At 42.6% G+C, this 25,899-nt stretch carries 22 protein-coding genes; 1 reads left to right on the top strand and 21 read right to left on the bottom strand.

Features of this window, described 5'->3' with window-relative positions; genetic code table 11:
• From L4C34_RS18830 to L4C34_RS18805, 6 genes are all read right to left on the bottom strand, one after another.
• The coding region (locus L4C34_RS18830) for a transposase (RefSeq protein ID WP_428790866.1) at nucleotides 1-173 on the bottom strand (173 nt) is incomplete at its 3' end.
• Between the two features lie 220 nt (nucleotides 174-393).
• Nucleotides 394-618, bottom strand: coding sequence for a 2Fe-2S iron-sulfur cluster-binding protein (locus L4C34_RS18825; RefSeq protein ID WP_428790865.1), 225 nt, complete (start codon nucleotides 616-618; stop codon nucleotides 394-396).
• Nucleotides 619-1,089: 471 nt separating this feature from the next.
• Nucleotides 1,090-1,680, bottom strand: coding sequence for a fatty acid desaturase (locus tag L4C34_RS18820; RefSeq protein ID WP_428790864.1), 591 nt, complete (start codon nucleotides 1,678-1,680; stop codon nucleotides 1,090-1,092).
• A 153-nt stretch (nucleotides 1,681-1,833) separates the two neighbouring features.
• On the bottom strand, nucleotides 1,834-2,163 hold the full coding sequence (locus tag L4C34_RS18815; RefSeq protein WP_428790860.1) for an AzlD domain-containing protein: 330 nt from the start codon (nucleotides 2,161-2,163) through the stop codon (nucleotides 1,834-1,836).
• Nucleotides 2,160-2,885 (bottom strand): AzlC family ABC transporter permease, encoded by a 726-nt coding sequence (locus tag L4C34_RS18810; RefSeq protein WP_428790859.1) that lies wholly within the window; start codon nucleotides 2,883-2,885, stop codon nucleotides 2,160-2,162. Before L4C34_RS18810 ends, L4C34_RS18815 begins: the two co-directional genes overlap by 4 nt.
• A 52-nt stretch (nucleotides 2,886-2,937) precedes the next feature.
• On the bottom strand, nucleotides 2,938-3,765 hold the full coding sequence (locus L4C34_RS18805) for an AraC family transcriptional regulator (RefSeq protein ID WP_428790858.1): 828 nt from the start codon (nucleotides 3,763-3,765) through the stop codon (nucleotides 2,938-2,940).
• Between the two features lie 432 nt (nucleotides 3,766-4,197).
• On the opposite strand from L4C34_RS18805, the gene L4C34_RS18800 reads away from it, so the two are divergent.
• Nucleotides 4,198-5,580, top strand: a complete 1,383-nt coding sequence (locus L4C34_RS18800) for an MFS transporter (protein WP_428790857.1) — start codon at nucleotides 4,198-4,200, stop codon at nucleotides 5,578-5,580.
• A 146-nt stretch (nucleotides 5,581-5,726) separates the two neighbouring features.
• Here L4C34_RS18800 and L4C34_RS18795 read toward each other — a convergent pair whose 3' ends face one another.
• The 15 genes from L4C34_RS18795 to L4C34_RS18725 all read right to left on the bottom strand — a co-directional run bounded on the left by L4C34_RS18795 (nucleotide 5,727) and on the right by L4C34_RS18725 (nucleotide 25,856).
• A complete protein-coding gene (locus L4C34_RS18795) occupies nucleotides 5,727-6,023 on the bottom strand; it encodes a hypothetical protein (protein ID WP_428790856.1) in 297 nt (98 codons plus the stop codon).
• 151 nt (nucleotides 6,024-6,174) lie between these two features.
• Complete coding sequence (locus L4C34_RS18790) at nucleotides 6,175-6,909, bottom strand: serine/threonine protein kinase (RefSeq protein ID WP_428790855.1); 735 nt, start codon at nucleotides 6,907-6,909, stop codon at nucleotides 6,175-6,177.
• Complete coding sequence (gene tssM / locus L4C34_RS18785) at nucleotides 6,899-10,297, bottom strand: type VI secretion system membrane subunit TssM (RefSeq protein ID WP_428790854.1); 3,399 nt, start codon at nucleotides 10,295-10,297, stop codon at nucleotides 6,899-6,901. The genes L4C34_RS18790 and tssM overlap by 11 nt, the downstream gene beginning before the upstream one ends.
• A 1-nt stretch (nucleotide 10,298) precedes the next feature.
• The gene (icmH, locus tag L4C34_RS18780; protein WP_428790853.1) at nucleotides 10,299-11,495 is read right to left on the bottom strand and encodes a type IVB secretion system protein IcmH/DotU; all 1,197 of its coding nucleotides are present in this window, start codon (nucleotides 11,493-11,495) and stop codon (nucleotides 10,299-10,301) included.
• A 4-nt stretch (nucleotides 11,496-11,499) separates the two neighbouring features.
• The gene (gene tssK, locus L4C34_RS18775; RefSeq protein WP_428790852.1) at nucleotides 11,500-12,831 is read right to left on the bottom strand and encodes a type VI secretion system baseplate subunit TssK; all 1,332 of its coding nucleotides are present in this window, start codon (nucleotides 12,829-12,831) and stop codon (nucleotides 11,500-11,502) included.
• Nucleotides 12,832-12,861: 30 nt separating this feature from the next.
• On the bottom strand, nucleotides 12,862-13,347 hold the full coding sequence (gene tssJ, locus L4C34_RS18770) for a type VI secretion system lipoprotein TssJ (RefSeq protein ID WP_428790851.1): 486 nt from the start codon (nucleotides 13,345-13,347) through the stop codon (nucleotides 12,862-12,864).
• Nucleotides 13,344-14,315: an FHA domain-containing protein gene (locus L4C34_RS18765; protein WP_428790850.1), complete on the bottom strand. Its 972-nt coding sequence runs from the start codon at nucleotides 14,313-14,315 to the stop codon at nucleotides 13,344-13,346. The genes tssJ and L4C34_RS18765 overlap by 4 nt, the downstream gene beginning before the upstream one ends.
• Nucleotides 14,316-14,318: 3 nt before the next feature.
• Entirely contained in the window at nucleotides 14,319-14,999 is a 681-nt protein-coding gene (locus L4C34_RS18760) for a substrate-binding periplasmic protein (protein ID WP_428790863.1), read from the bottom strand.
• 44 nt (nucleotides 15,000-15,043) lie between these two features.
• Nucleotides 15,044-16,069 (bottom strand): ABC transporter substrate-binding protein, encoded by a 1,026-nt coding sequence (locus L4C34_RS18755; protein WP_428790849.1) that lies wholly within the window; start codon nucleotides 16,067-16,069, stop codon nucleotides 15,044-15,046.
• The gene (locus tag L4C34_RS18750; protein WP_428790848.1) at nucleotides 16,066-18,630 is read right to left on the bottom strand and encodes an MFS transporter; all 2,565 of its coding nucleotides are present in this window, start codon (nucleotides 18,628-18,630) and stop codon (nucleotides 16,066-16,068) included. The genes L4C34_RS18755 and L4C34_RS18750 overlap by 4 nt, the downstream gene beginning before the upstream one ends.
• Nucleotides 18,631-18,659: 29 nt before the next feature.
• Nucleotides 18,660-21,272 carry a type VI secretion system ATPase TssH gene (gene tssH, locus L4C34_RS18745; protein WP_428790847.1) on the bottom strand — a complete coding sequence of 871 codons (2,613 nt, stop codon included), beginning with the start codon at nucleotides 21,270-21,272 and terminating at the stop codon, nucleotides 18,660-18,662.
• Nucleotides 21,273-21,318: 46 nt separating this feature from the next.
• Nucleotides 21,319-22,245, bottom strand: coding sequence for a type VI secretion system baseplate subunit TssG (locus L4C34_RS18740; RefSeq protein WP_428790862.1), 927 nt, complete (start codon nucleotides 22,243-22,245; stop codon nucleotides 21,319-21,321).
• Between the two features lie 50 nt (nucleotides 22,246-22,295).
• On the bottom strand, nucleotides 22,296-24,047 hold the full coding sequence (gene tssF, locus L4C34_RS18735) for a type VI secretion system baseplate subunit TssF (protein ID WP_428790846.1): 1,752 nt from the start codon (nucleotides 24,045-24,047) through the stop codon (nucleotides 22,296-22,298).
• Nucleotides 24,040-24,462, bottom strand: coding sequence for a GPW/gp25 family protein (locus L4C34_RS18730; protein ID WP_428790861.1), 423 nt, complete (start codon nucleotides 24,460-24,462; stop codon nucleotides 24,040-24,042). Before L4C34_RS18730 ends, tssF begins: the two co-directional genes overlap by 8 nt.
• Nucleotides 24,462-25,856 carry a type VI secretion system contractile sheath domain-containing protein gene (locus tag L4C34_RS18725; protein ID WP_428790845.1) on the bottom strand — a complete coding sequence of 465 codons (1,395 nt, stop codon included), beginning with the start codon at nucleotides 25,854-25,856 and terminating at the stop codon, nucleotides 24,462-24,464. The genes L4C34_RS18730 and L4C34_RS18725 overlap by 1 nt, the downstream gene beginning before the upstream one ends.
• Between the last annotated feature and the right edge of the window lie 43 nt (nucleotides 25,857-25,899).

The raw sequence follows: 25,899 nt of genomic DNA, 5'->3' as shown, positions 1-25,899 counted from the left end.
GTTTCAATCGCCGTGTCGGTGTATTGAAACCCTCGACCTCTCTTGCCGTGATGGGTCATACATTTCCAGGCTTTCACCGCTGAATCGTCAATCCAAAAAGTAACCCCGCCACGCTGACAGAGTGCTTGGTTGTATGCTCTCCAGTTCGTGATTTTAGCTTTCGACTTACCCATTTTTGTATCCCAACAATCATTCTCAAAAGATCAGATCGTAAGGATGGAAAAAGGTTCAATCGATTTGGGCAACAACGCCGTATAATACACTAAGTATGGTTATTTCGATTCATGAATGGTTTTTAAAATGGATTATTTTAATTTAAAATTAATTGGATTTATGACCTAACTTAGTATTTCCTTCAAAGGTAGTGAACTATTTATACATTCATATTCATCGTTAATACACGGAGATCTCTATGTTACCTATAGGGTAAGCTGAACAGGCTAGAAACCCGTGCTTATTCTCGTGTGATTTCTTTACCTCGCCTGATATTAGTGTGAACTTATATTTTCCACATAACCCAGCACCACAGTTGTAACTTATATCAATGCCATGAGATATACAATTAGATAGAATGCTTTTCTTTTTGTTAGCTTTTATTTTTTTTACGTTTATTGTCATTTCTACTTTGTTATTTCTTTTGAATATATTCACTTATAAGTCCTTGAAATTTAATTTAGTCTAAATTCATACTTTGAGTTATGTGATTCGTTAACTTCCTCTTCCGATATTGCAGTCAAGCAGTAATCTAAAATGTTGTGAAATCCCCAAATATCTACGTAATCACTTTTTCCGCTCGTATCTATTTGTTCCTTAATGCATTTCTCTCTCAGTTGTATTGTATTTGCCCAATCAGGGTGAGCACCGTGTCTATGGTGCCAATCGTGGACAACTAGTGTGCCTTGTAAAACTAGCATGCGAATCGGGAGGTGATATGTAATCTGAGATATTATCCATAAGGTGTAATTAAAAAAGTTAATAGGCATATTATCTGATTTCTTAGGTAACCGACTACCACAAAAGCGGCCTAGACAGTTACTTATATGTGCCTGTTCAGATGACGTATCATTGCCTTTGATAATCCATTTGTGCTCAGTGATTAGATGAAGTAATGAACTTGACTGGTATACAAATATAAATGGGATAACGAGTGATATAATAGTTGAGCTTAGCCCCAGAGTTATACATTAAGAATGTGATGACAGTCAGCCATGTAATAGTCATTGCTAACCGATATAGAGGTACTCCTATTAGGTTGGATCTTATTCTTCCATAAAAGTAGTTGATGTGAAAGATAGGGCTTATACAAAGATGAAATAGGTTTTTTTTCATTTGTTTAACACTACTACCAGGTTTGAACCCTAATTTATATAGTGCAGCTAAGTCTTTGTCATTCATGGTTGAAAAGTCATCACTGTGGTGTTCAACGATATGAAATCTCTTATAGCTGTCATAAGGCTGGACTAGTAATATCGTTGAAAACACCTCAGAATATACCCTATTGAGAGTTTTGTTTTCGAATAAGGTGTTGTGCACTGCCTGATGTATCATTGTAGCTACGATGTACCGAGCACCTGACGCACTAAATATAACTGAGGGTAATAGAAGAATGAGGTTCAGGTTGTTATTTGTTATGTAAATGGATGATAGAAATCCACCTAATAACCATATCGAAGACCACAATAACGCTTCATATCGAGTGCTATGCCATAATCTTTTTCTTCCATATATTTCTTTACCTGTTATCCATGTCCAGAAACTTTGGAAAGGCAAATGTCTAAATGAATTTCTTATTTCATTTGATATTTTAATGTTACTGTTCAACTCAATATCTCCTTATATTTGTGTTACGTATTTTAGTATAATAAATGTCGCCATCCCTGATGAGACGACTATGAATGTGTTTTTGACTTTTAAACTAATCATAATGGTAATAACTCCCGCATAAAGGTAAGGGCTATTTATCATATTCCCATCATGATTTCCATGTAGGCCAAATACGATTGGAGCCCACATGGAGGTTAGAACGGATGGAGCTGTGAATCGTAATAATTTCCTGCTTGATTCATTTAATTTTATGGGTAGTGATTGAGAAAAAAACAGATACCTACATCCAAATGTTATTGCCGCCATTCCGATTAATATTAAGTTAAAATGTCCTATCATGATTGAGTTCCATTTGTGGTTGTTAAATAACCTACAGTCATACCAAAGGCAGTGGCTATAATCAGGCCTTGGCTTACACCCATGTGATGGAGTATCACAGCAGTAACTGCGCTAACGACTACTGAATATAAAGTTGCTTTATCCTTAATGGTGGGAACTACGATGGCAATGAAAGTAGCGGCAATGGCAAAATCTAAGCCTAATTTATCAAGGTCTCCGAAATATTGCCCAAATGACAGTCCTATTAAGGTCGATAGATTCCACGCAAGATAAAAAGTGACACCTGCCGTGAGTGAATATAAGTAACTAAAGTGCTTATGTTTTTCGATATACGCGCAACTAATGGCAAACATCTCGTCTGTGAGGAAAAAGGCTAGGCATAACCGCTTAAATAAAGATAGCTCCCTGACGTGTTTTTCAAACACGGCAGAGTAAAGCAAATGCCTTGCGCTGATCACAAACGTAGACGAGTAAATCGACAGTAGCGGGCTCGCTATATTCATTAGAGAGAGGCTTGCAAGTTGTGCGGCTCCGGCAAACACGAATAGTGACATTAGCTGAGCTTGCAAAGGAGTGAGACCTGATTGAATAGCCAATGAACCACATAAGATCCCCCAAGGAATAACTGCGATGGAAATCGGTAGTATGGAAGTAGCAGCGGATCCTATAACGGTTAAGTTTTGCTGGAAAGTATGCTTATAGGTTGTAGATATATGATACATAAACTTAGCTCACGTTTGACGTAAGCTAAACTTATAAAGAAGCTAAGCATCTTTATTGTATAAAATTGCTTTTTTGAAAGGATTTTGGGGTCGTCCCCAAGGTTCTTTTAAAGTGCCTCGATAAGTGGCTTTGGTCGTAAAATCCACAATCTGTGGCGACGTGAGAGATAGATTGGCCAGATTTTAGTAGATCTTTCGCTTTTTGCAGCTTAACTTGAGTTTGATAAGCGTGTGGAGATAGTCCGAATCGTTTGCTGAATTGGCGTATAAAATGGTACTTACTACAGTCAGAAATAGTTGCGAGCTGGTCTAATGAAATCGAATCTTTGGCGTAAGTATGGATAAATTCTTTTGCACGCTGAAGGTAACACAGGTTTACCTGTTGCTCGGGTGGTCTATGTATAGGGCGACCATGAGCACTCACTAGGTTTATTAAGGTGCCATAGATAAGAGGTTCGATCAGTAAAAGAGATTCGTTATTTGAAATGCATTCAAAGATTAACCTAAGTTGGGAAGTGATTTTTTGGTCTTGGATAACAGAATCAGTAAAGTAAGGGGTTATTGATTTGCTACCTGTTAAATCAAACGAAAGTGCTTCAAAATCGGCGGGAGTAGGATAAATAGCACTGTATTTCCAACCGTTTGAGGTTGCACACTCCCCATTATGTACGTCATCCGCATTAACTAAGATGATGCTTTCCTGACCCGCAACGTGAGTGCTGCCACTTCGATAAAACCTCTGAGCACCGGTTTCAATCAGGCCAATCGTATAGCCTTCATGTACATGCTTGGAAAAGGATTGGTGTTTGTATTCTGCTTTTACCATTTCCATGCCGTTGAAAATATCAATTGTTTTATAGTCTGCTTTTTCGTGCTGCATCCTTGCGCCTTGAATTTAGGTTTTAGTCAAATGTATTGCATAAAGTTGCTCTGATTATGTTTCTTTTAGGATATGAATGCAATATAGCTGGGGGATGATTTCTAACACTCTGAATTTTTGCCGTTTAAAAGCACTCAAATGATATTAGCCATGGTTTTGGTAGTACCCCCCTAACAGAGAGTTGACACTGTTAATATACTATTGCAAAAGAAATAAATTTTCTCTACAATCCAAAATTCAAAGCCCGACTTACATGGGTGGCTAAATAACACTTATTTAGCCCGTAAGCGCTGACGTTATCGAGCGCGCTATAACCATAAACAATTTATGGTTCGATGGCGCGTATCTGATTTTTCCTATGCCATCGAGCCACATAGGAGAAATTATGATTTATTTAACTTTCCAGTTAACGTCCAGTGAGGGAACTCCATTATGAGCACCTCCATATCTTCATCTCGCCTGACAGGCTTAACGCTTCTGATTGCTATTGCATTTTTTATTGAGCAATTAGACAGTACCATTGCTGTCACTGCAATCCACAACATTGCCAACAGCTTGTCCGTGCAAGCCACTACGATAACCATGGCAATGGCTATTTATCTAATGACATTGGCTATTTTTCTGCCCGTTGGTGGTTGGCTTGCCAAAAACTATGGTTGTAAGCCACCCCTGTTATTTTCCATTGTTTTATTTGTTGTTGGTTCGTTAGGCTGTGGCCTTAGTACCAATATTTCCATGTTTATGGGCTCAGAGTTGATACAAGGCATCGGAGGGGCTTTGATGGTTCCTGTTGGTCGGCTATTTGTAATACAAAACAGCCCAAAAGAAGACTTAGCTAGAAGAATATCTATATTGATATGGCCAGGTTTAGTCGCCCCAATTTTTGGGCCTTCTCTTGGAGCCTTTATCACCACATACTACTCTTGGCATTGGATATTCTTTATCAATGTGCCTATTGCACTTTGCTTACTGGCGCTTGTGTTTTATTTCTTGCCCACAGATAACCGTGAAGTTACTCGCTCCGACTTTGACTGGTTAGGCTTTTTCCTTTCTACAGGTACCTTAACGCTAGGATTGGGTTGTTTAGACTGGTTGAGCGATTTCGGTGTTGATAGCGCATTGCCATGGGGGCTGCTGATCGGAAGCGTTTTGTTTGGCGCAATGTTAGTCGCACACATTAAAAAATCCCTCCACCCAATTGTATCTGTTGAATCTTGGATCCGAGATGATAATTTTAAATGGACGCTAGTTGCAGGGAGCTTTTGTCGCTGTGCGGTGAGTGGATTACCTATATTGATTCCACTTTACCTTCAATCTGAGCTAGGTTTGTCGTTAATTATGTCTGGCAATATTATTCTAGTCATGTTTGTGGGTAATTTCTTAATGAAACCTTTTACTACTAAGATTTTATCAAGATTCGGCTTCAAGAAACCGCTAATACTCGCCTCCATTATCAGTTCATTAGCCATTATTGGGTGTTCGACGAGTATGAATGATATTCATAGTATTTATATTATGCTTTTTCTAGTGGGAGCAATGCGTTCATTGCAATTTAGCTTATACAGTACATTGGCATTTTCAGAGTTACCTAAGAAGTTACTAAATGGCGCAAATGTTTTAAATAATTTGTCTTCCCAGATAGCGTTTTCAGTTGGTATTGCTCTGATCTCAGTATTTATGAGCTTAGGTGGAGGCTTGCCGAGTGCATCGATGAACAGTGCGGCATTACCATTTTATGGCTTAGCTTTTATTGGTTTAGTGCCATTGCTATTTTTACGCATGATTCAAAAGAATTATGGGAATAGCGTCAGGTAAGTGTTTGATTAAGTAGTTCGAAAGACACTTCTCTTTCAGGTCTCCACAACTTGGTATGTGGGGGCTTTCATCTAATTGTTAAATCAATATTATGGGGAATTCGAACTTGGGAAATAGTTCAATGAGTTGGTTTCGTAACAACGAAATCACGGGTTGGATGCTGTTTTGCTAAGCACATCTAGACAATCTTGATGGGCAGTTTCATAATCAAAAGAGAATCGAACGATGCTTTGTCCATTAAATAATTGATCTGCTGAGAATGTATGTATTTTCTTCGAGAATACATTAGAAAATAAAATGCAGTTGTGTACCATCATCCATGCGACAGTATCCTCTACAACTTCAGATGCTTCAGGAAGGGCTGTATTCCAATCTCGGCAGTCATTTAATAAAACCCACGGTGTTAAATCCTTATCCTCTGAATTCAAGACGTGGCACTTCATTTCTTCCTCCTACGCTATACTTGCTTCTTTATTTGTTGAACCAGAAGTGGCGACGAGCAATACACGGCCTTCAAACTTCATTTCCCACTTCCCGTGAGGGGGGAGCTGTACTGCCATATTGTTCACCCAATCGATTCTGTCTTCTATCAGTCTAGTATAAGTCGCGTGCCTTCTCGCGCTGTTTTAAGAGCAATACCTGATACCTCGTTGGTAAGTTTGCTAAGGGGAGGGAATCGTTTTCGAGGATTGGAGAACGTTTATTCTCGGATGGATGCGAACTTATGTAAAACAGGGTCGCTGCAAGTGAGTACCAGTCATCTTTGGGGGTCGAACAGCCAACTTTGTAGAGCGGGTTGGTCGCCGAGAAGCTCGGTGATAGCGAATGGTTAAGAGTGGAACTGTAGTTTGCGCCGAGTCTTAATGTGCAACCAAAATCGATCAGTTCGGGATTGCCGTCATTTTTAATTAAAATATTGGCAGGTTTGATGTCGCCATGAATATATCCCTGATTATGAATGAGTTGTAGTTGTTGCTCGAATTTAGGAAGCCAGTTCCAAGGAAGAGGCTGGTTTCGTTTGGTTATATCGGTAAGCGTATCACCGTTGATATAGCTCAGTACCAGATAGTCTATGCCTCGGTAATGAGCATAATCGAAGGGAGCTCGCTGCAGCACCTTGATTGTGTTATTGAGAAATTCAGCCTCGTTTTTTAGCAAGTGTTTCGTTGTCGTATTGAGGGCGAACTTTATGATGACCTTACCGTAATTCTGGTGTGTTGCGAGATAAACGCGTGAGGTAATTGGTGCAGAGAATTGAACGCCATTTTGAGTGAGGTAATGAATGGCGCCGGATAAGGCACCATTCATTGTGTTTAGATTAGATGGCATTGGGCAGTCTGAAACCAGAGAAGAAACCTGGAACAAACGGGTTCTCCTGACCTGGGGTTTTTATCGCTAGTCTAATCCTCTCTTTACCAAAGTCGAATTCAACTTGGGTACTTTGCGCTGACGCATCTTTAACGCGCGGCTCAAGAAGTCGGAACCAACTCCAGCTGCCTTGATAGGATTCTTTAGCAATAGAATTAGACTCTGAATTTACATCAACACTCAATAAGTCTTCTTGTTGTGATTCACCCAGCCAGTATTGTTGACTCCATAGTGTCGGCCCATGTCGATAGGTAAACACGGGCTTGTTTGTCGAAATAGAAAACTCAGTGATATTTGGGCTCATGTCAATCGCCTTCATTTGGAACTTGATTGAGATATTGTTCGGGTTGGATAAGAACAAGGCGCTGCGAATATCTTTGGATTTATCGATCATTTGCCACAATTTTGGTGAAAGTGCTAAGCCGGTATTCGGTAGTAGACCCGGAAGGTAAGGGGAGTTGCTGTTACTCACTAAAAAGTTCTTCAACGTTGAATTGTAGAAGTTACTCAAAATACCCTCTGTCCCGAAAAATGCTTTCACATCCGCGACACTCGCGTCAGTTTTCGCTTTGAGATTGAACGGATAGAAAGGCTGGATAGTCTGTTGATATGGTTTGTAGACAATAGAATCCCAACTGGAGTTAAGGTATTCGTGAGCAAGTGACATCACCATTTCGTTGCTCTGTGTCGCGGTGTCTTCAAGCAAACCACTGACAACGCTTGGTTGGTTCGGTGCTTCTTTGGCGAGTAGCTCTATCGGGTTTTCTACCTTTAACGTCGCTGAAAGGGTTTGAAAGGCAAGTTTCTCGGGCTGCTCGCTAGAGTAGAACTTATCTAGCCAAGTTTTTGCATTGGTGATTGATTTCAGCAGGCTATCAATAGGACGGATGTTTTGTGCATTTACCGCCATCATATTGTGATAGTTTTGGAAGTTGACTGTAATCTGCCGCGCTGACTTTTTCGTATCTGCATCTTGGGAGAGGGCTTGCTGTGCTTCGTCTTTTTGTTGATCTGTTTTGGCCTTTTTCGGCATTGTCAGCTCAACAGACGTGTACTTACTGATGACGGTCAGCAGTTTGTTCACTGGATTATCAGAAGTGTTGGCCAACAAAGCGAGCGTGCTGTTCAATTCACTAGGGTTGGAAATAGGCTTTGCCTTGATGTGGCTGACAAAACCACGCCAGTAATTGATGTAGTCGTTTTGGTACATCTGCCTTAAATCGCGGCTAATGCGATACATCTCGAGTGCGTTTGGCGCAGTCCCTGCAACACCTTCATAAGCTTTAAGCGCCTCTTGAATCACCGGGGAGTCAACGGATAGATCCAAGTCGTTAAAGCCAGTTGGGGTATAGAGGTAAGGAACAAGATAGCCTACGTAGTTAGGTGAAAATGTAAATAGTGAATTGAAGTTGGTACCCAGTTCTTTGCGAATATCGATTCGTTTTGAATACTTAGCCGTATGAATGATGTGATCGTACAGTAAGGTTTCTATTCCAGTTTGGTTGATCACTTTTTTCGCTAACCGTTCTAAATCCATATTTGGGTTTTTCGGTACGAGATCGTGCGAGAATACGTCATCGAGTAGAGTTTGGAGTTGCGCGACACTAACGGTATCTGCGTTACCTTGATCTTGAAGTGAGTTGACAAAGTAAGACTTAAGCTCCTCAATATTTGTCCTTTGCGGGTTGAATAGTAAGCGATAATCGTTGAGTAAAGCCAAAGTTTTCGCTTGATCTTCGAGGTTCACATAGACGAATAAATCTTTCTCGAGCATGTTCTCCATCGAAGGCAATAACACACTTTGCAGTTCACTAAAGTAGGCTTTTTCTACCTCACTTTTGATACTAGGCCCAAGCACAAATGGTAAGGCGTACCATGGGTCAGGCTTAGTATATAAACTGTATATTCGGTGTAATGAATATAAATTTGGAATGTTTTCTGAAAGATTTTCAATATCATAAGGAGAGGCTGAAATGGACTCCTTATATCTTTCTAACATGGTGTCTGCGCGTGCTTCTCGGGCATTTTGATAATCAAAGTCCAATTTGATCATCGCCAAAGTACCAATAAGTAGCAACAGCCAAGCTAAGGTGTAGACAGTTTGGCTAAATAGTAGGGTATTTTCTTTGCGTTTGTTGACGCCAGACAGTTCGTGCTCATTGAGGACAACATGCGTCATGATCCTTTGTGCAAACAGGGTTTGCTGGACTGGTATTTGCGGGCGCTGGCAATAGCTTTCATTGCCTAATGAATGATTGATAGCACTAGCCAGTACATCGTGTTGGGTGTGTTCTTGACCATTATGAGTAAAGTAAAATCCTCGAAAGAGCAGGCCATCACTCAACTGCTCTCCTCGATATAAGCGTTGTAAAAACGCCCATAGGTTTTGTTTTAAGAGCCCAAACTGCAAAGGCGCACTGGCAATAGAGTTGCGATACTCTTGATTTAGTTGACCCGATAACGCGTTACTCATGCTAGCAATCAATTGGCCAATTAGGTGATCGTATTCCTCATTAAACCAGTTTGCATCAATGCCCCCATGTTTTTGATAGGGGGAAGTGGCACCAAATACGTCGTCACGTTTAGATTCATCAAAGCCGGAGAAAAATTGGCAAAAATCGGCAATTCCCCCCATATTGGTAACCAAGTTATAAATTGGAAGATTTAGGCCAAAGGAATGGTTATAGGTTTTGATTTGTGACTTTAAGTCATCAGCAAGATTACTGACAACTTCATTATTCTCCAGCAGCTGCGCAGCATCGGTGGTGACGATTATGCCGTTACAAGCTTGTCTCGGTCGCCACTTATTTAGGCTTTTGCACAGTGTTTTTAAGTATTCAGGGTGTTGGTCATCGCCAAGACTCACGGAGATAAGAGTCGAGTGCTCCCCTAGCCAAAACAAAATTGGAAAGTCGATATCGTTACCAAAATCGTCGACTTTATACGCTTCATAACCCATTTGGGTAATAATGGGCTTATCTTGGTGGGGGTTGTTGCTGAGCATGATGTAGATCGGGTGGTCGTATTTACTATCAAACCGCCTTTTCTGCTGCTGCAGTTTCTTCATCCGATTAAAGTGGGCAATGAGTAATTTTGCTCGCCGGTGAATCACTTCAATATCTTCGCTAGGCTTTTTCGCTGGGCTCGAAAATCGGCTAAAAAGCCAATAGGTAATAAGCCCGACGACTAATGCGATGCCTAAATTTATGACAAGGGACATGACCAAGCTTGATTTCAGCGAGGTGAGCATAACCACTGCCGCCCCAGCCGTATAGAAAAAGACAGCCGTTAGTGCAGAGAAACTTAATGCTTTACGTCGATTTTTTTTAGGAGATTTGTCGTCAGGCATATTAATTGGACTCTTTTGGCTTAGTTGGTGATGAATCACCACGAACTATAATTGGTTTGATCTTGCCGTTGTCTTGGTACCAAGCTTTTATCTTACGAGCATTGTCAGAGGACGTAGAGCGGACGATCACTCGGAAATAATCGTTATAAGGTAACACTTCTGCTTTATAGGAAGAGGGTGCTAACTTTTTCGCAAAGGTTTCAGCATTGCTCTTGCTGGAAAAGGTCGCGAGTTGGACAAACCAAGGAGATTTACTGGTTGCGAGAGAAGCTGGTGGGGTTTGTGAGACCAGTTCTACTTTGCTAGCTCGCTTAGGTGAAGTGGCCAAATCTTTATCGTCACTAATGAAAACGATATCTTTGACGTGGCCCGACAATACATAGCGTTCGCTAAACTGCGGCAAAAAGCTGAAATCTCGCGCACGCTGATTGAACGTCTTGCTGTACCAAAACTTGGTTAGGCCCATGCTGGTTGCGATAAGACAAATGAAAAACAGTGAAGTGATTAAGTAGCGTTTTCTTCTCGTTGGCTTACGTATTTTTGGTAGCGCGACTTTGGTTCGACAGTAAATACTGCCTGTTTGCCGATATTGGCTGATAACTTGTTCAAGTTGATGAATGAAGGCTTTAAGCTGTTCGCTGCCTGTTTCTCTATATTGGCCTTTAAAACCAATATTCAAAAACAAATAGATAATTTCTAGAAGATCAATCAGTTTGTGAGGCTGGCGAGTGGCCTTCTCAGCAACGGTAAAGAATAATTCGCCGCCATTACGCATACCAAATAGCTCACTGAGTAACGTTTTGTTTTCCCAACCTCTCTTTTCACCCCACTCGGTATAGATGATAAATTCATCAACCACGACAGCATACAGGAAACAAAGTTTATCGATGACGGCGACAGGGTAGGTGAAACTGGCACCTTTCGCTTTAATCTCATTAATTTCTTCGATGAGCCTTCCTCTGAGCGTTGCGAGATCATCTGGCTCTGGCAGGCTGGTTATTTTCAATACGGTAGCCAAGAGCTCGCTACTGATATTGATCAGCTGATTTTCTGCTTTATCAAAATGGCGCAAAAATTCAACTTGCGTATCAGAGACCTGGACTCGAGAATAGGTGGTTGGGTCCGCGGTATCGGATACATCGTCAAATTTATTTTGTTTGTCATCCCAGACAAGGGTGGCTTCATCTAAGTAATCCATAGACCTATCTCAATGCATAGAGAACAACTTCTAGCTCGGAAAGTCGAGCGTCGACGTGTAAAGCAAGCGCATCGCGGGTTTCTAACATGTCTAACCAGTTGCGATCCGATGAATCGACCTCAAAGTAGGCCACGCCTTGCAATGGTTTGAGTTCGTTAGGGGCCAGTGGTAGCGGAGTTAGGTTTATACCTGAAAGCGAATTCCTGACTAATTCGACAATGCGAGTATTGCTGCTTAGTTTTGCTGAAATTGGAAACAGTTCGTTTAGTTCGCTACTGCTGACCGAGGATTTCACGCTCAATACGAAGCGGCGATTCGCGACGGCAGCTGGATCTTTAATGATGGTGCGAAGTAATCGGCGTTTCTCGAAGAGTGATGTATCCCAATTAAATTCAATAACTGAATCTTGCTGAACGAGGGTCAAAATGTTTCTTAAGCTCGCGAACAGTGGGTTAAAACTGCGGTAGAGATGGTGAAACTGAAGTGGCGTACAGGTATCAGGGATCGCGGGGGACAGCGCCATCACTTGAGCTTCGAATTGTTTGAGTTTGCCATACAATTCGTGAGTCTGTAATTTCGGGTTGGCAATGGTGAGGTCAAACCACGGCAGCCACGCATTGAGTGTTTGCAGCCACAGGTAATCTTGCATGAGAGACTGAGCGCTCTTCTGTCCTTGGCCTGCATGAATCCGTTGCAGTAAGTTTTGTGCTCGATTACTGGTTAACGCATGGACTTCTTTCAGGCGTTCAGACAAAAATTGTGACGCACCGTAATGCAAACAAGCGGGGATAAAGGCGCGGTCAAGAATAACGTCTCCCGATTCACTGCTTTCCAGAATCTTAGCGACAGGGATGAGTGTGAACCCTGATGTATCATCGTTATCGAGCTTTAGCGTAATATTCAGGTGAGCGACATCAATCGCGATACTGGCATTGGCCGAAGTAGACGTGTCAAACACATTGATTGAGCGGGTTAGGTAGCGGCTCTGATCTGCTTCGTTTTCGCTGTAATCATTATTCCCTTGAAGGGAAATAGGCAAAGCAATGTACGCGACGGTTTCAATGCAACCTTGTGGGATATTAATCGCGATTTCATGAGCCAATTCAAAATGTGTTCCGTCGGGGAAGACACCTGAGCACGATGAAACTGACAGTTTCCCTATCCTAAGCAGTTCGTGATTAATCGTTAGCTCGGTGATGCCATAAAAGGGCGAGAAACCGGCTAAAGTTTCGACGTTTTGTCGAATGTAATTTTGAACGTATCGATCTTGCTGCTGAAAATGTTGGGGAGCAATGAACATACCTTCTTGCCATACTACTTTTTTATACGCGTCCACGTGACCTTCCTATGTTCTTTGCGTGAATAGCTAAAAAATCTGCCACCAACTTGATTTTGGGGTGATTACTTTGATCGTTGCTTTATTGTCTTTGATATCAAGCTGAAAATATTGATCCGATTTAGTTGGTAGTACTGTGACAGATTTAGATTGGCTGTTTTGATAGTTAGCAAATTCTGCTAATACAGCCAGATAGCGCGTGTTTTTATCGACATTAATCGTGATGTCTTTCTTTGTATTCGGTACGATGATCGGCAACACTTGCTTGGCAACCAATTTTGAGCCAAGCAATTTCGTATCATCGCTATATAAGTCAATGAAAGGCAACTGCTTAAACTGTTGTTGATCAGTCAATTGATACAATCGAACAACGACAGGGTTAGATTGCTTACTTTGATACTGGTTAATAGATTTATCTGCATTGATACTCACTTTGTACTGAACGCTGGTGGGCGCCGGACTTGATGAGCAGCCGAATAGTAATAATACAGAGAAGACAGCTAACCACTTACTCATTGGTTTTCCTTATTCTGTTTTTGCATATTTTCCATAAATAGGGCTTTGAATTGACGTTGAAAGTCGCCATTTTTGAGGCGGTGCTTAAAGTGTTTTCGGTAGATACGCCAATATTTTTTATCTTTGTTAGCGAAAACCCCACTGATGTACTCGTTGAATTGCTGTTCGAGTTGGTCGGGGGCGAAATTGTCGAGAAACTCTTCGACCGTATTTTCTAATGCAGCGAACAATGCTTCGTGTTGTAGTTGTGGGTTCTGTATGAACTGTTGATTTTTCTCGGATATGTGGATTAACTTATCCAGTGACTCTCGGAGGTATGTTCCTCTCGCTGCCTCATTGTGAACAGGAAAGTACTCCATGTCCGCACCATCTTGGGCAAAGGGCTCAACAGTTTCTAGTGGGTCGTTATTTCGGCTTTCTGGCGATTCGATATTTGCCTCTATTTGGCTCTTGTCGATGTCATCAAATGGGTCCGCCTCAAAAGGGTCGTCACTTAATACGTGATCTTTGGAAAAGCTGGATTTTGGCTGGGTTGGTACTTCAAATTCATCCGCGTCAAGAAAATCAGTCTCTTCGTCTTGCAGATCTAACGTGAAATTTTGCTGTGGCTTTTGGGTATCTTGTTGAGGCTGTGACTTGGTGTTGGAGTGGCTGACTAAAGTGCTAACAAGAATGGTGTAATTTTCTACTTTTAAGATATCGCCATCATTCAGTGGATAGTCTTTGTCTCTTAACAAAGGTTTGTCGTTGAGCATCGAACGATTTTGGCTGGTGTGCTTGACGACATAACCAGTTTCTGTGCGCTTAATGTGACCATGGACTCGAGAGATTCGTTTGCTTTGATCGGGTAAGCTGATATCACATGATGACGCCCGGCCGAAGCAGCCTCCCGACTCGGGCAAATATATAACACGAGACGTGACGACTTCTTCCTGGGGTATAGATATTAAATGTACGCTAATTGACATCAATTATCCCTCGCACTTTAAAATAGCTGAATTAAAGCTTTGTAGAAAGCCAGGGTATTGCTCAAGGAATCGATTGGAGAAATACACACCCATATTTTCGGTTTTTAACTCTCTTCGCTTAAAGAAATCTTGTGGTAATGAGGCCTTTTTCATTTCACCGCTGAAAACTAATTCGTCTTCTAAGGCGACATCAATTTCTCGGTCTTTTAGCAGTTTCAGGAGCACCGTTGCATTGCGCGGCTGTTTCACAACATTAAAGCCGTGCCGTTTGAGCCAGAACCATTTACTAGAGCCAAATTTGGCGGAAAATTTAAGGTTGATTTTGGACAGTTCATCAATTTTTGGAGTGACGCCCGGTGCAAAAAACCAGTCTAACTTTTGCGCTGCGATAGGGGATGACAAAGTCGCATATTCGTCGCGTTCTTTAGTTTGTGTCGCTGCGAAAAAGCCATGCTGCGTGCCACTGTGCACTTTCAATTGTGCTTCTGACCATTTGGTCATGGTAATTTGATAGGGCTGCCCCATTTTGCTGAGAATGCATTTGATCTTGTCTAAAGCAATGCCTTGCATGTGGCCATTTTTATACTCTTGATAAGGTGGCCAGCTTTGCGTTGTCAACAACAAACGCGCAGGCCCTATGTGTTGCTGCGCATAACTAAAAAAGGGCAAGCCAAGCAAAACTATGGCTAGCTTTAATTTCTTTGCGTTTTTTATCAATAAACTGAATGTCAATGTACTCTTCCTACTAGCTCAGAAATTTTTAAAATAGAGACTGGCGGATAATAATTCAGAGTTTGAGCAGCGTTCATATTTACGATGTATGAATATTGGCTTAATGCTTCAACTGGAATTTCATGCGCCTTTTTTTTGTCGTTTAAAATTTGCTCAGCTTTATAAGCAGCAAACTGCCCAGTATTATAGTAACGACTTACCACACCAAATAAAGCCTTGTACTTACGAATTGGTGCCTCGGTAGCAGAAAAGGCAGGAATATTCACATCGCGAAGACTTTCTACGATATGTTTTCCGTTGGCAATAATATAAGAATCGGGTGGAAGATAAGCGAGCTCAATACCGTCTTTACGCATTTTACTGATAGTAGAGTCAACTAATGCAAGGCTAGGTTGTCCGTTACTTGCGCTAAGAGGGTATAGCTGGACTTGAATCGGAGATTTTGCTGCTATTTCAGCAAGCTTTTTAGCCGTCAATAATGAGTTATATTCAGAGGGTGTATAGAGAACCCCGACGGATCTTTTTCCTTTAAGTTGTGCAATTGCTTTCAATTGAACAGAAAGAGGGACGATATGGCTAACGCCAGTAAAATTTCTCGGCTGGTTATTATCCGAAGATACTATTTTTGACCCGACAGGATCGGTAACAATATTAAACACCACCGGAATGTTATGGGTGCTGGAAAATACCGATGGATTGTTATAGCTGCCCAACAACTCTCGCGTAATGGTAGTGCCAAAGCTATATATTAGATCCGGATTATATTGGTCGATATGGTGAATGTATTGTTTTAACTGGGCTTTATCTCTGTTGGCATCAAGAATAGTGAAACGAATGTTACCACTCTTGCCTAAATCATCCATAAAACCACGCTCTGCATCTGTGACGCCGCGCCAAAGTAGAAGAACAACGTGTTTGTTTTCTTTAGTCGACGTAGCCGAAGGCTCCTGCGCAGAGCTCAGTACGGGAATCAACGCTAATAATAAAAGTGCGTAGTGAAAGATCCGATAACACTTTTTCATGAAGACACCTCAACATTATGCGCTTTATCTTTCTTCAAGAAGGTTGAATAGAAAAAATACAATATGGATGCACTGATAAGCAACGCGAGGCCAAATATCATTATGGTCATATTATAGCCAAATAAACTCAATGCGAGCCCACCCAGCAAAGGACCAAGCACATTACCAATTCGCTCAGTTAGACGGAAAATACCGATCACCTTGCCGTTATCTATCCCTTGGTCAGACAAAAGGTCCATGATTAAAGGGATCTGAGGCGAGACGCTGATACCGTGTGCGATACCAATTAAAACCACAATGAGCAATAAACCAAATGAACCATCGATGAAAGTAATATTGAGCATTGCTAATGCTGACAGCACGCCCCCCACAACAATGAAAGCGATTTTATTGCGCATCTTGTCAATTAAGATAGCACTGAGCGGGGAGATAATAATTATCGCTAACCCGTACCCCATCATTATTCGTCCGGATACCGCGCTGCTTTCTCCTAAATATTTTAAGTAAACAGGACAAATATAATATAGGAAGCCAGTGAGAACAATTTTGGCTGGGATGGCACTAAAAAAAGTGATCAGAGCGAAGTACTTATTACTCAATAGTATTTTGAAGTCTTTTAACTTCACCGGCTCACTTTTACTGTTGATGCTGCTTTTATCAAAGAAAACTGCGACCAATAAAGCGCTAACAAGTGCTAGGAAGGACGCCATCACGAACGTTTCTGAATAGCCGAGTTTGTCAGCTAAGATGCCTCCTATCGCCGCCCCGCATAAAGATCCTGAGAAAAACGCGGATAAAAACGTTGCCATCCCTTTGGTTCTATTGGAACTATTGGTTGCATCTGTGATGTAGCCTTGTGCGGAAATAAATACAATACCATAACCCACCGCGGTCAAAGCGCGGGTTAGTAACAAGAGTTCTAGTGAGTGAGTCAGAGCTGTACAGAAAAGCCCAATACTGGTAATGACGGAACCAGAAATTAAAGAGACACGACGGCCCACTTTGTCCGACCAGTAGCCCGCGAAAGGCAACGAAATCGCCCAGACTAGCATAAATAATGAGATAGGAATGCTGGTCACTAAATGCTCGGGGATGAAGCTTTGTTGGCTGCTAAGAGAAGACACAAAATTTGGGAAGAAGGCCAAAGACGATGCTTCAGCAAACACTAATAAGAACAAAGGTAAGCGAATAAATCGGCGGTCTCGTCTATCGAGCTGTTTCGATTCTTGGGTTGGATTTAAGCCGACAATATACGCATTGACTTTCGATAGTAGCCGACCAATTTCATCTCTTGAAGTAACTTTGACTAGATGATTGACGACGTCTCGATTTGCAGACATCAACGCTTGCTTGAGCTGTTGCCACGGGGAAAGAATCATAAAGTGGCAGAGAAACATGATAATTTCGGCGACAACTAAGCTAGATGTTATCAATACAGTTAACATATCCATGAAGCTTTCTTTCAGTAACGTAGCGGTAATATTGTTATCTAGAGTGAGTCTTAAGGTGAGGTTAGAGTGCCCCGCATTGGCAATCGGCTGAGAGACTTCGATAACATGATCGGTGTGACCAAATTGATATTTATACAGAGGTTGGTTTTTCTTTAGCAATGATATTGCAAGTAAATCATTGTGGTTATGTACATAGTGTTGGAATTCGCTTTCAAGTCCGGTTAGCTCACCGACTGGCACACCATGGGAAAGTAATCGGGAGATCATCGTCGATAAAGAGTCACCGATGAGGTTGGTTTTTTGTTCGAGTTTAAGCTGATAGATCTGGGAAAAGGTGTTGGTGGATTGATAGGACGAGCCTAAGTTCGCGATAATCGTTAGCACGATCACCATGCCAATAATTAAAATAGGGAGTCGAGTAAATTTAAATTTCGCCCAGCGCCCGTCCGTTTGATTGACCGATATCGCTTTATGGGCTTGAGTCAGTTGTTCCGAGGCTGTGAGGCCGTCCGTTTTTGAAGATAAAATATTATCTGCGGCGCGGATTTTTTGCACTAAGTGGTTAAGTAAAAAGTGCAGACAGACAAAACCGACAATAGCACAGCTTAGAATCCAAAATGTCGCATACAGCAACTGAACTTGGAGTAATTTACTTTTTACGGCATCCAGCTTTGCGGTGGAATAGTAGAGAAGCACCTCGCCAACTTTCACGCCAAAGGTGTTATTGATGGCGAGCTTTATGTTTCTCTCGCCTTCAGATGTATGCTTTCCATGCCCAAACAGGCGTTTTCCTTGTGCATTAACAACGCTTAACTCGTTAATGCCATCCACCAGCTTGGTCCGTCGCTCAATGATCGACGAAATATTACTGATGGATGACAAGGGGAGGCCTAACGAAATGGCCTGAGTGATATCGTTGTGTGTTTCTTCTGCAACCGTTTGGTAGATAGAGTCAGATGTGGCGGTTAACCTTTTTCCAAAGTTTAAATAATTCAGCGTGGTATTTAGCCCTACAGAAAAGAGTAGGACCGCCACGATGGCCAAAACCAGCTTTACCCTAAGTGACAAAGCGAACCGGTTTTGTCGGGTATGTGTAGTTGTGTCTATCAAGCTGTACCTTCCTTGGTTAGCTATATGAACTACTGAATCGTTAAATTGAAATCTTCGCCGTCTTCGAGCACAGTTACCGCTATTTGACTAATCGGCTCTTTACGGCTGAGTCGCCCGATACATTCTTCAGCCAATCGTGGCATCAACGAACGATTGATGATTTGCTCCACTGCACGTCCACCTGTTGTCGGGTCAGTATTTTTATCGACCACTAGGCGAACAAATTGTTCATCCCAGTTAAACGTTGCTTGATATTGCTCTGCAATTTTTTTCTTGATTCTGTGAAGAGAGATCTCAGTGATTTTGGCGAGCTCATCATCATTTAGTGGGTAATATGGGACGATAGTGGTTCTTCCCAAAAATGCAGGCTTGAAGAAGCGTTGTAATTCGGGGCGAATCGATTCGAGTAATTCGTCGTTATCTATCTGACCATCAGTGTCATCACATACATCGCAAATTGCTTGGTCGGCGGCATTTGATGTCATGATGATGATGGTGTTTTTGAAGTCAACCGTTCGTCCTTCGCTGTCTTTAATATGCCCCTTGTCAAAAATTTGATAGAACAGATCGTGTACCCCTGGGTGGGCCTTTTCCATTTCATCAAGTAACAACACGGAGTAGGGGTTACGTCGAATCGCTTCTGTTAGTACACCGCCCTCACCAAATCCAACGTAGCCCGCAGGTGAGCCAAGCAACATTGAAATCTTATGTTCTTCTTTGAATTCAGTCATATTGATGATGGTGAGGTCATTGCTACCTCCGTATAGTTGCTCAGCAAGCGCCATGGCTGTTTCGGTTTTACCGACGCCACTTGGGCCGCACATCAGAAATACGCCGATGGGTTTGCGGTTATCTGTTAAACCCGCGCGAGATATACGAATGGCTTTGGCGAGTTCTTGCTTGGCGACGTCTTGGCCGATAACACGTTTGTTGAGTTCATCTTCTAGGGTCAGCAGTTTGGCAATTTCATCACTCATCATGTTGCCGACAGGTATCCCAGTCCAGCTAGCGATGATCTGGGCGATGGTGTTGTCATCAACCATGGCGTTGACGAGAGGCTCTTCACCTTGCACTTCTTGCAATTGATCCAGTAGTTTGTTGAGTGAGTCCTGTTTTTCTTTCTCAACATTGCCTGCGAGTTGTTGTTCTGTGATTTCTTGCTGAACGACTTTTACTTGGTCAACCAGATCGACTTCTTTTTCCCATCGCACTTTATAGGCAGCGAGCTTATCAGTGTTTTGGTCGATTTCTTGGTTTATTTCTGTAATGGCCTCAGCGCTATTGGCAAACAAGGCTTCTTCTTTTTCTAGCGCTGCTTTTTCGTTTTCTTGATAGCGCAGAGTCTGCTCTAGACTTTCAATCACTTCCGGCTTGGCACCTTGCGTTAAAGCGATACGCGCGCTCGCAGTATCCAACAAGCTGATTGCTTTATCCGGTAGCTGACGGCTCGGCAAGTAGCGAATGGACAAGTTCACCGCAGCTTCTATGGCGGATTCAGCAATGAAGGCGCCGTGGTGATCTTGTAGTGAGACGGCAATGCCTCGCAGCATTTGCATAGCGTCTTCAGCGCTTGGTTCTTCAACAGAAACCACTTGAAAACGACGAGTTAGCGCTGGGTCTTTTTCAAAATACTTTTTATATTCCGCCCAAGTGGTCGCGGCAATAGTCTTAAATTCGCCGCGAGCCAGCGCTGGTTTAAGGAGATTTGCAGCATCGTTTTGCCCTGCAGCACCACCAGCACCAATCAGAGTATGCGCTTCGTCGATAAAGACGATGATCGGTACTTCGGAGTTTTTCACTTCGTTGATGACATCTTTTAAACGGTTCTCAAACTCACCTTTGACGCTGGCGCCAGCTTGCAGCAGCCCTAAATCTAACGAATGAATTTGTACCCCTTGAATAGCTCCCGGTACCTCGTTGGCGGCGATCCGTAGAGCGAGCCCTTCTACGATGGCGGTTTTTCCCACTCCTGGTTCGCCGACGATGATCGGGTTGTTTTGCCTTTTCCTGCACAGGATATCGATCGCTTGCCTGACTTCTGCATTTCGGCCAGAAATCGGGTCGATGTTGCCATCAATCGCTTGTTGAGTCAGATTTATCGTGTATTTGCTGAGGGCATCGTTGCCACTCGGTGTCATATCCGCAGACTTGCCAGTTGTGGCACTAGAGCTTGCTCGTTGGATAGGCGTTTTGCTGATGAGGCCTTGCAATGATTCTAGAGAGACAGATTGTAGGCTTTCGAGTTGAAGCGTATTCACTCCCATGACATTCTGCTGCAGTAAGGCTTGGACTAGATGAAGACTGACGATTTCACCGTGTCCATAGTTGACTGACGCGATCATCCAAGCGTCTTTGGTTAACTCTGTCAGCGCGTGGCTAAGGGTTGGTTGCCCCTCATTCCCCTTTGTCAATCGAGCGATTTTGGTCGTGAGTTCATTAACGACGATATCTTGTGAAAGCTTTTGCGAATCAAATAAAGCGTTCAGCTTGTTGTCATTTTGAGAAATGAGTTGTAGCAACCAGTGCTCAACTTCTATCGCTGCAACGCCTTGATTCATTGCAGCTCCAGCAGAGGCTTCTAACGCGAGTTTTAAATCGGGTGACAATTTTCCAACGAGGTTGGTTAAGGTAACTTGGGTCATAAAGTAATTCCTTGTATCTCATTCGACTGCACTGATGAATAGTGCGCTATTTCAGCAATATTTTAACGGTTTCCACTGGGTTTCTTTCCGGTGCTAAGCAATCTACTTCTCCTAGCCGCGCCGCCTTGCTAGCGTCCGACGACAAAATCGGCCTTTCTAAATAAGAGCGCTTCACGATCAGGTAGATAGAAATGGGGGTGCTATCTCTTAGGTAGTGCTGGGTGAGGTCTCTCATTGTACAGGCAAGCATCTGATCGCTTTGTATTTCTTCGAATTCACTTCTTTGTTTGGGCGTAATAAAAAGCTGTAAATGATTGTACTGGGCAAGGCAAGTACTGCCAATAAGAAAGCCTTGCCCAGCGGCACTATTGTAATGCTCGGCGCTTCCTAAGCGAGTGAGAGAGTCTGCAGGAAGTTGACGACGTTCGTGTGATTTACACTTTACATCAATCGCATAGGGGAAATAGTCGTTTAATATCTGCTGTAGTGTGCCCAAGTTACGGTTTTGTTTACTTAATAATAACGAGTACTGCAGATAATCATGAGACTCACCAAGATCAGCGATGTTGTTGAGTAAGGTTATCAATTCTGGTGCTTGTTCTTGTTCTAACAGCAACCAGCGTTTGATGTTCGCATGATAGGAGATTTCAAAATGACGTTGATTAAATACGTCGAGAAAATCTTTTAACGCATGGTCTTCTCTGTGCAAAGACGACAATAGCTCTTCGTACAGATAATTGGGAATAACGCCTTTGACCCCGGACAGAGCTGTCATGGCTAAACGAAGCTTAGCACCATTGTTTTTAAAAGAAAAATATTGAATTTCTTCAGGGTGGCCAGTTGGAATCGCTTCAGACTTTAATTCAAGTGATATCTGTGATGAGCTCACTTGCTTTAAGCGATGTAATAGCCTCATTGCTTGAGTAAAATCATAGCGCTTGGGCTGTATGGCCAAATCTTTCACGAAACTCATCATGTTTGACTCACTGTATCGTCGTAAGTTGTCTTACAGACATTGTTGGCTTATAAACATTGCTGACTACCATGTATCTTGGGATAGCGCCGGGCTACGCCGTCACGACCATAGATTTTTATAGTAAGGCGAACATAACGATCGAAACTACAAAATTGCTGGAAAAATCGATTCATAACGTCACTAAATGCTAGGTAGGGGCCGGAGGTGTCCAGAGTAAGCTCAATTTCTGTGCCGGGAGAAAATACGTTTTGACCAAGAATCCGGATCGCAGATACCTGAGATTTAAAAGAGACACTGCGAATCATTTGAATTTCAGATGCAGGGACTTGCTCTCGGCTGCATAAACTTAGCATCTGCTTGAGCGTATCCGCTGCGTTTTCTGCTTGCAATAGAGTGGAAAAGTTACAATTCATCAAACCAATGAACTGCCAATGGATATGTTGGTCACGCTCTCTCTCTATGGGGGCAGAAGGCGGATAAATGGTGGAAAAGCTTCCCGGCAAGTCGATGCTTTCTTGGCACTCTAACTCTCCATCTATCGCACAGGCTTGCTTTCCATTGGTGCATAAAAGTCTGCTGCCGTACAGTTTGTTGAATTCAATACCAGATTGATTGTTGAGCGAAATGGTCAAATCAAACTCGCCGCTTACGTTGCGTTTTGATTGCCAAGAATCGCTGTTGGGGTCGGTGTGATACTTCTGCTTGAATACTGGGGTGAGCGGTTTTTCCCCTGTTGGGGTTATTTCGTAAATATCTAACACCTCAACCACTTCAATGTGATCTCCACTGTGTGACTCCGCATTGATGGGTACGGACAGGCGGCGTTGGTCGTAACTGACAGGCTCCCCTGTGTGCTCGAATAGGTTGAGCGCAGGTATAACGTTTAGCTTAAATACGTTGGGGTTGAATAAGCGCATGAACTCCGAAGGGAGTGATGACATAAAAAGATTAATAACGATTTCAGAAGTATCGAGTTGATGTGTGTATTCTTCAAATCCTTTTAGGCGGAAGAATTGTCTTTTCTCTTTGAAAAAGAAGAACTCATTGATGAGTTGATAACCGGAAAATTGATTGCCGTGCTCGGGTAAGAACTTGAAACTCATATCACTGACGCGGTTTTTAAGTCGCTGGTTATCAATAGTGATATGTTGTTTGAAGTCAGAGTCGGAAATCGAAATACAGGCGGTATTGCTTAGTATCAGCTCGACAAGGGAATCTGCATTATTTTCAAAGCCTTGAACGAAAAAATCTAAGTCACTTAACTCGAGGTGGCGAAAATGCAGTTCAGGATCGCCAGTGGAGAGTGAAATCTGGATGACGGCTGAACTTTGCTCAGCTTCCGCTGGCCGATTGAAACTGAAAGGCGCACTTAACGCACCTACCGCAGTGATATGATAGGGCGCAATATGAAGGTCGTCGACGGTGGTAAATGTACACTCGCCTTCATTGACGGAAGCGACAAACTGAGAGCCCGCGGGAAGGCTGGTAGCCTCAATGGGCTCATCGCTCGCATTTAATTCCAGATACGCGACACTCGGTACGGTTTGAATATACGAAGGGTACAAGACATCTAATAGGCCTTCAGTGACATCAGGTAGTTGATCTGATAGCTGCTTTACAACGGTTGCGTTGAGTAGTGCAACGCCATCAAGCAAACGGGCAATGTTTGGGTCTTCAATTTTGCCTTGGTGAAGTTTTAGGCTTTCTGCGTGAGCTGGGTATGCGTTGCCAAATTGGCCTAAAGAGCGACGGACAAATGCCAGCTCCTGCTCATAATAGCGTAGTAGAGGATCAGTCATAACTATCTTCCTCCAAAGTGGTGGTTAAATCGCTAAGGGCAATCCTAGATTCAAACACAAGTTCGTTATTACCGTATTGCGTTTCTATATTAGCGAGGATGTTAAATGAAATCGCGTTCTCGCCTTCTTTTCGATCACGAAGTTCGACGGTGACATCACTTAGCCTTGGCTCAAAATCATTGATGAGGGTGGCCAGGCGAATGGACAATTGCGTGGAATCGAGCGTGGCACTGAGAAGTTGTGAATCTTCAATGCCAAATCGATATATTGAACGGTTTATTTCCAGTAACCTTTCATCTAAATCAATGAGAGAAGCCTCACTTTCAAATAAACGCGTGAGGTTATATTTGATGTCTTCGACTTCGCGGTCTTCATTGCTGGGTTTGTCAGATAAAAAGGTATTGTAAAAACTCATCATGCCACCTCGTTCAGTTCTGTGGTCAGCACGATTTCACCGCTGAAATAGTCATATTGATATTGAGGAGCAATACGTAGAGTGCAAGAGAAACACCCAGGTTGAGATAAAGACTCCGTGACCACTATTTTTGCGAAACTAAGCGGGTATTTTGAAAGCGTCTCTTCGTTGGCGAAGGAGACGTTACTGGAAAATTTCTCAATCCATTGAGTGAGGAATTCTTCACATTCAGATGCGGTACTAAAGCTACCTATCATCTCTCTGACTTGTGATTTGAGGTAGTGAGCAATCCGGCAGCACATTAACGTTGTTTGGATTTGCGTCAGCACTCGATCGTTATCAGCTGCGCCATGTTGCCAAATGGAGTTATTTCCATTGAAGTAATACTTATTGGTGAGAGGGCTACAGGTGAGTGGAATGAAACCTTGCCCTGCATAAAAGGTCGATAAGTGGCCAAAGAGTGAGACATCAGTTTGCGGCGAAGCCAAATACTCCGCTTGAATGCCTTTGCTTTTTAAATTGACGACGGCTCCTTGATGTTTGTCGTTCCAGCGAGATTTCAAAAAACCAAACCAATTAACCCTATGGTGCTCACGCATGATGGTTGAGACAAAAGGGAAAACAGCTTTCCCATACAGTCCGGAACCAGATTCATTATAAATAAAGCCGACTTTACCGTTTTTATAAGGTTGTCTCATGAGCACTTCTGGCATGGTAATGCCAAGAAATCGAGATGATGGCCTACGGCGAATTTCTTGCCATGAGCGATAATCTGGACCGCTGAGAATTTTCTCTATTCTTTCAATATCTGATAGCCAATCGGCTTGATTGTTGACGAAGAAATTTTTCCCCGGTGAAAAAATCATCGGGCACAGTGTGCTTTCCCCAAGCCGCCCAATTAACTCTAATGTGAAGATGTCATCGAAATCGTAATCAAAGTCCATTTCCATTGAAATCGAATGAGTGAAGGCAATACAACCAAAGGGCTGGCCACCCAAGGTATTGAGCTCTCGATTACCGATCATGTTATAGAGTGTGCTGGAGCGGGTATTGTAGGCTTGGTTGACGTCCGCTGAGACTTCCTCCCAGCTCATATCAAGCACTTTTAACTTGGTTCGTTGGTAGTTAATCGGTAGGGAAGAAAGCCCTTTCAAGCCAAGCCAATTTCTTTCCAGCTTTTGTAAATCTGGGTGGTGTAAAATGCTATCTAGTTGCTTCGATAGTAGGGCGTCTAATCGCGCAATTAAACGTGCAATGGTAGATTTGGCACGTAGCGGGCTTTGGAGAACATTGTCGTCGATGAGAGACAATAAAGAGAACGCCTCTGTTATAAAGGAGTCGTCTTTGTTGTCTAGTTGATTGAAGGCATCTTGCCATTGACTATTAAACTGCATAGTACGTTATTTTGGCCGGATTGCTCCGGCCAAACCTTATTAA

It is taken from the genome of Vibrio profundum, from assembly GCF_050337555.1.
Lineage (GTDB): Bacteria > Pseudomonadota > Gammaproteobacteria > Enterobacterales > Vibrionaceae > Vibrio > Vibrio profundum.
This window is presented reverse-complemented; position numbering and strand designations above follow the sequence as displayed.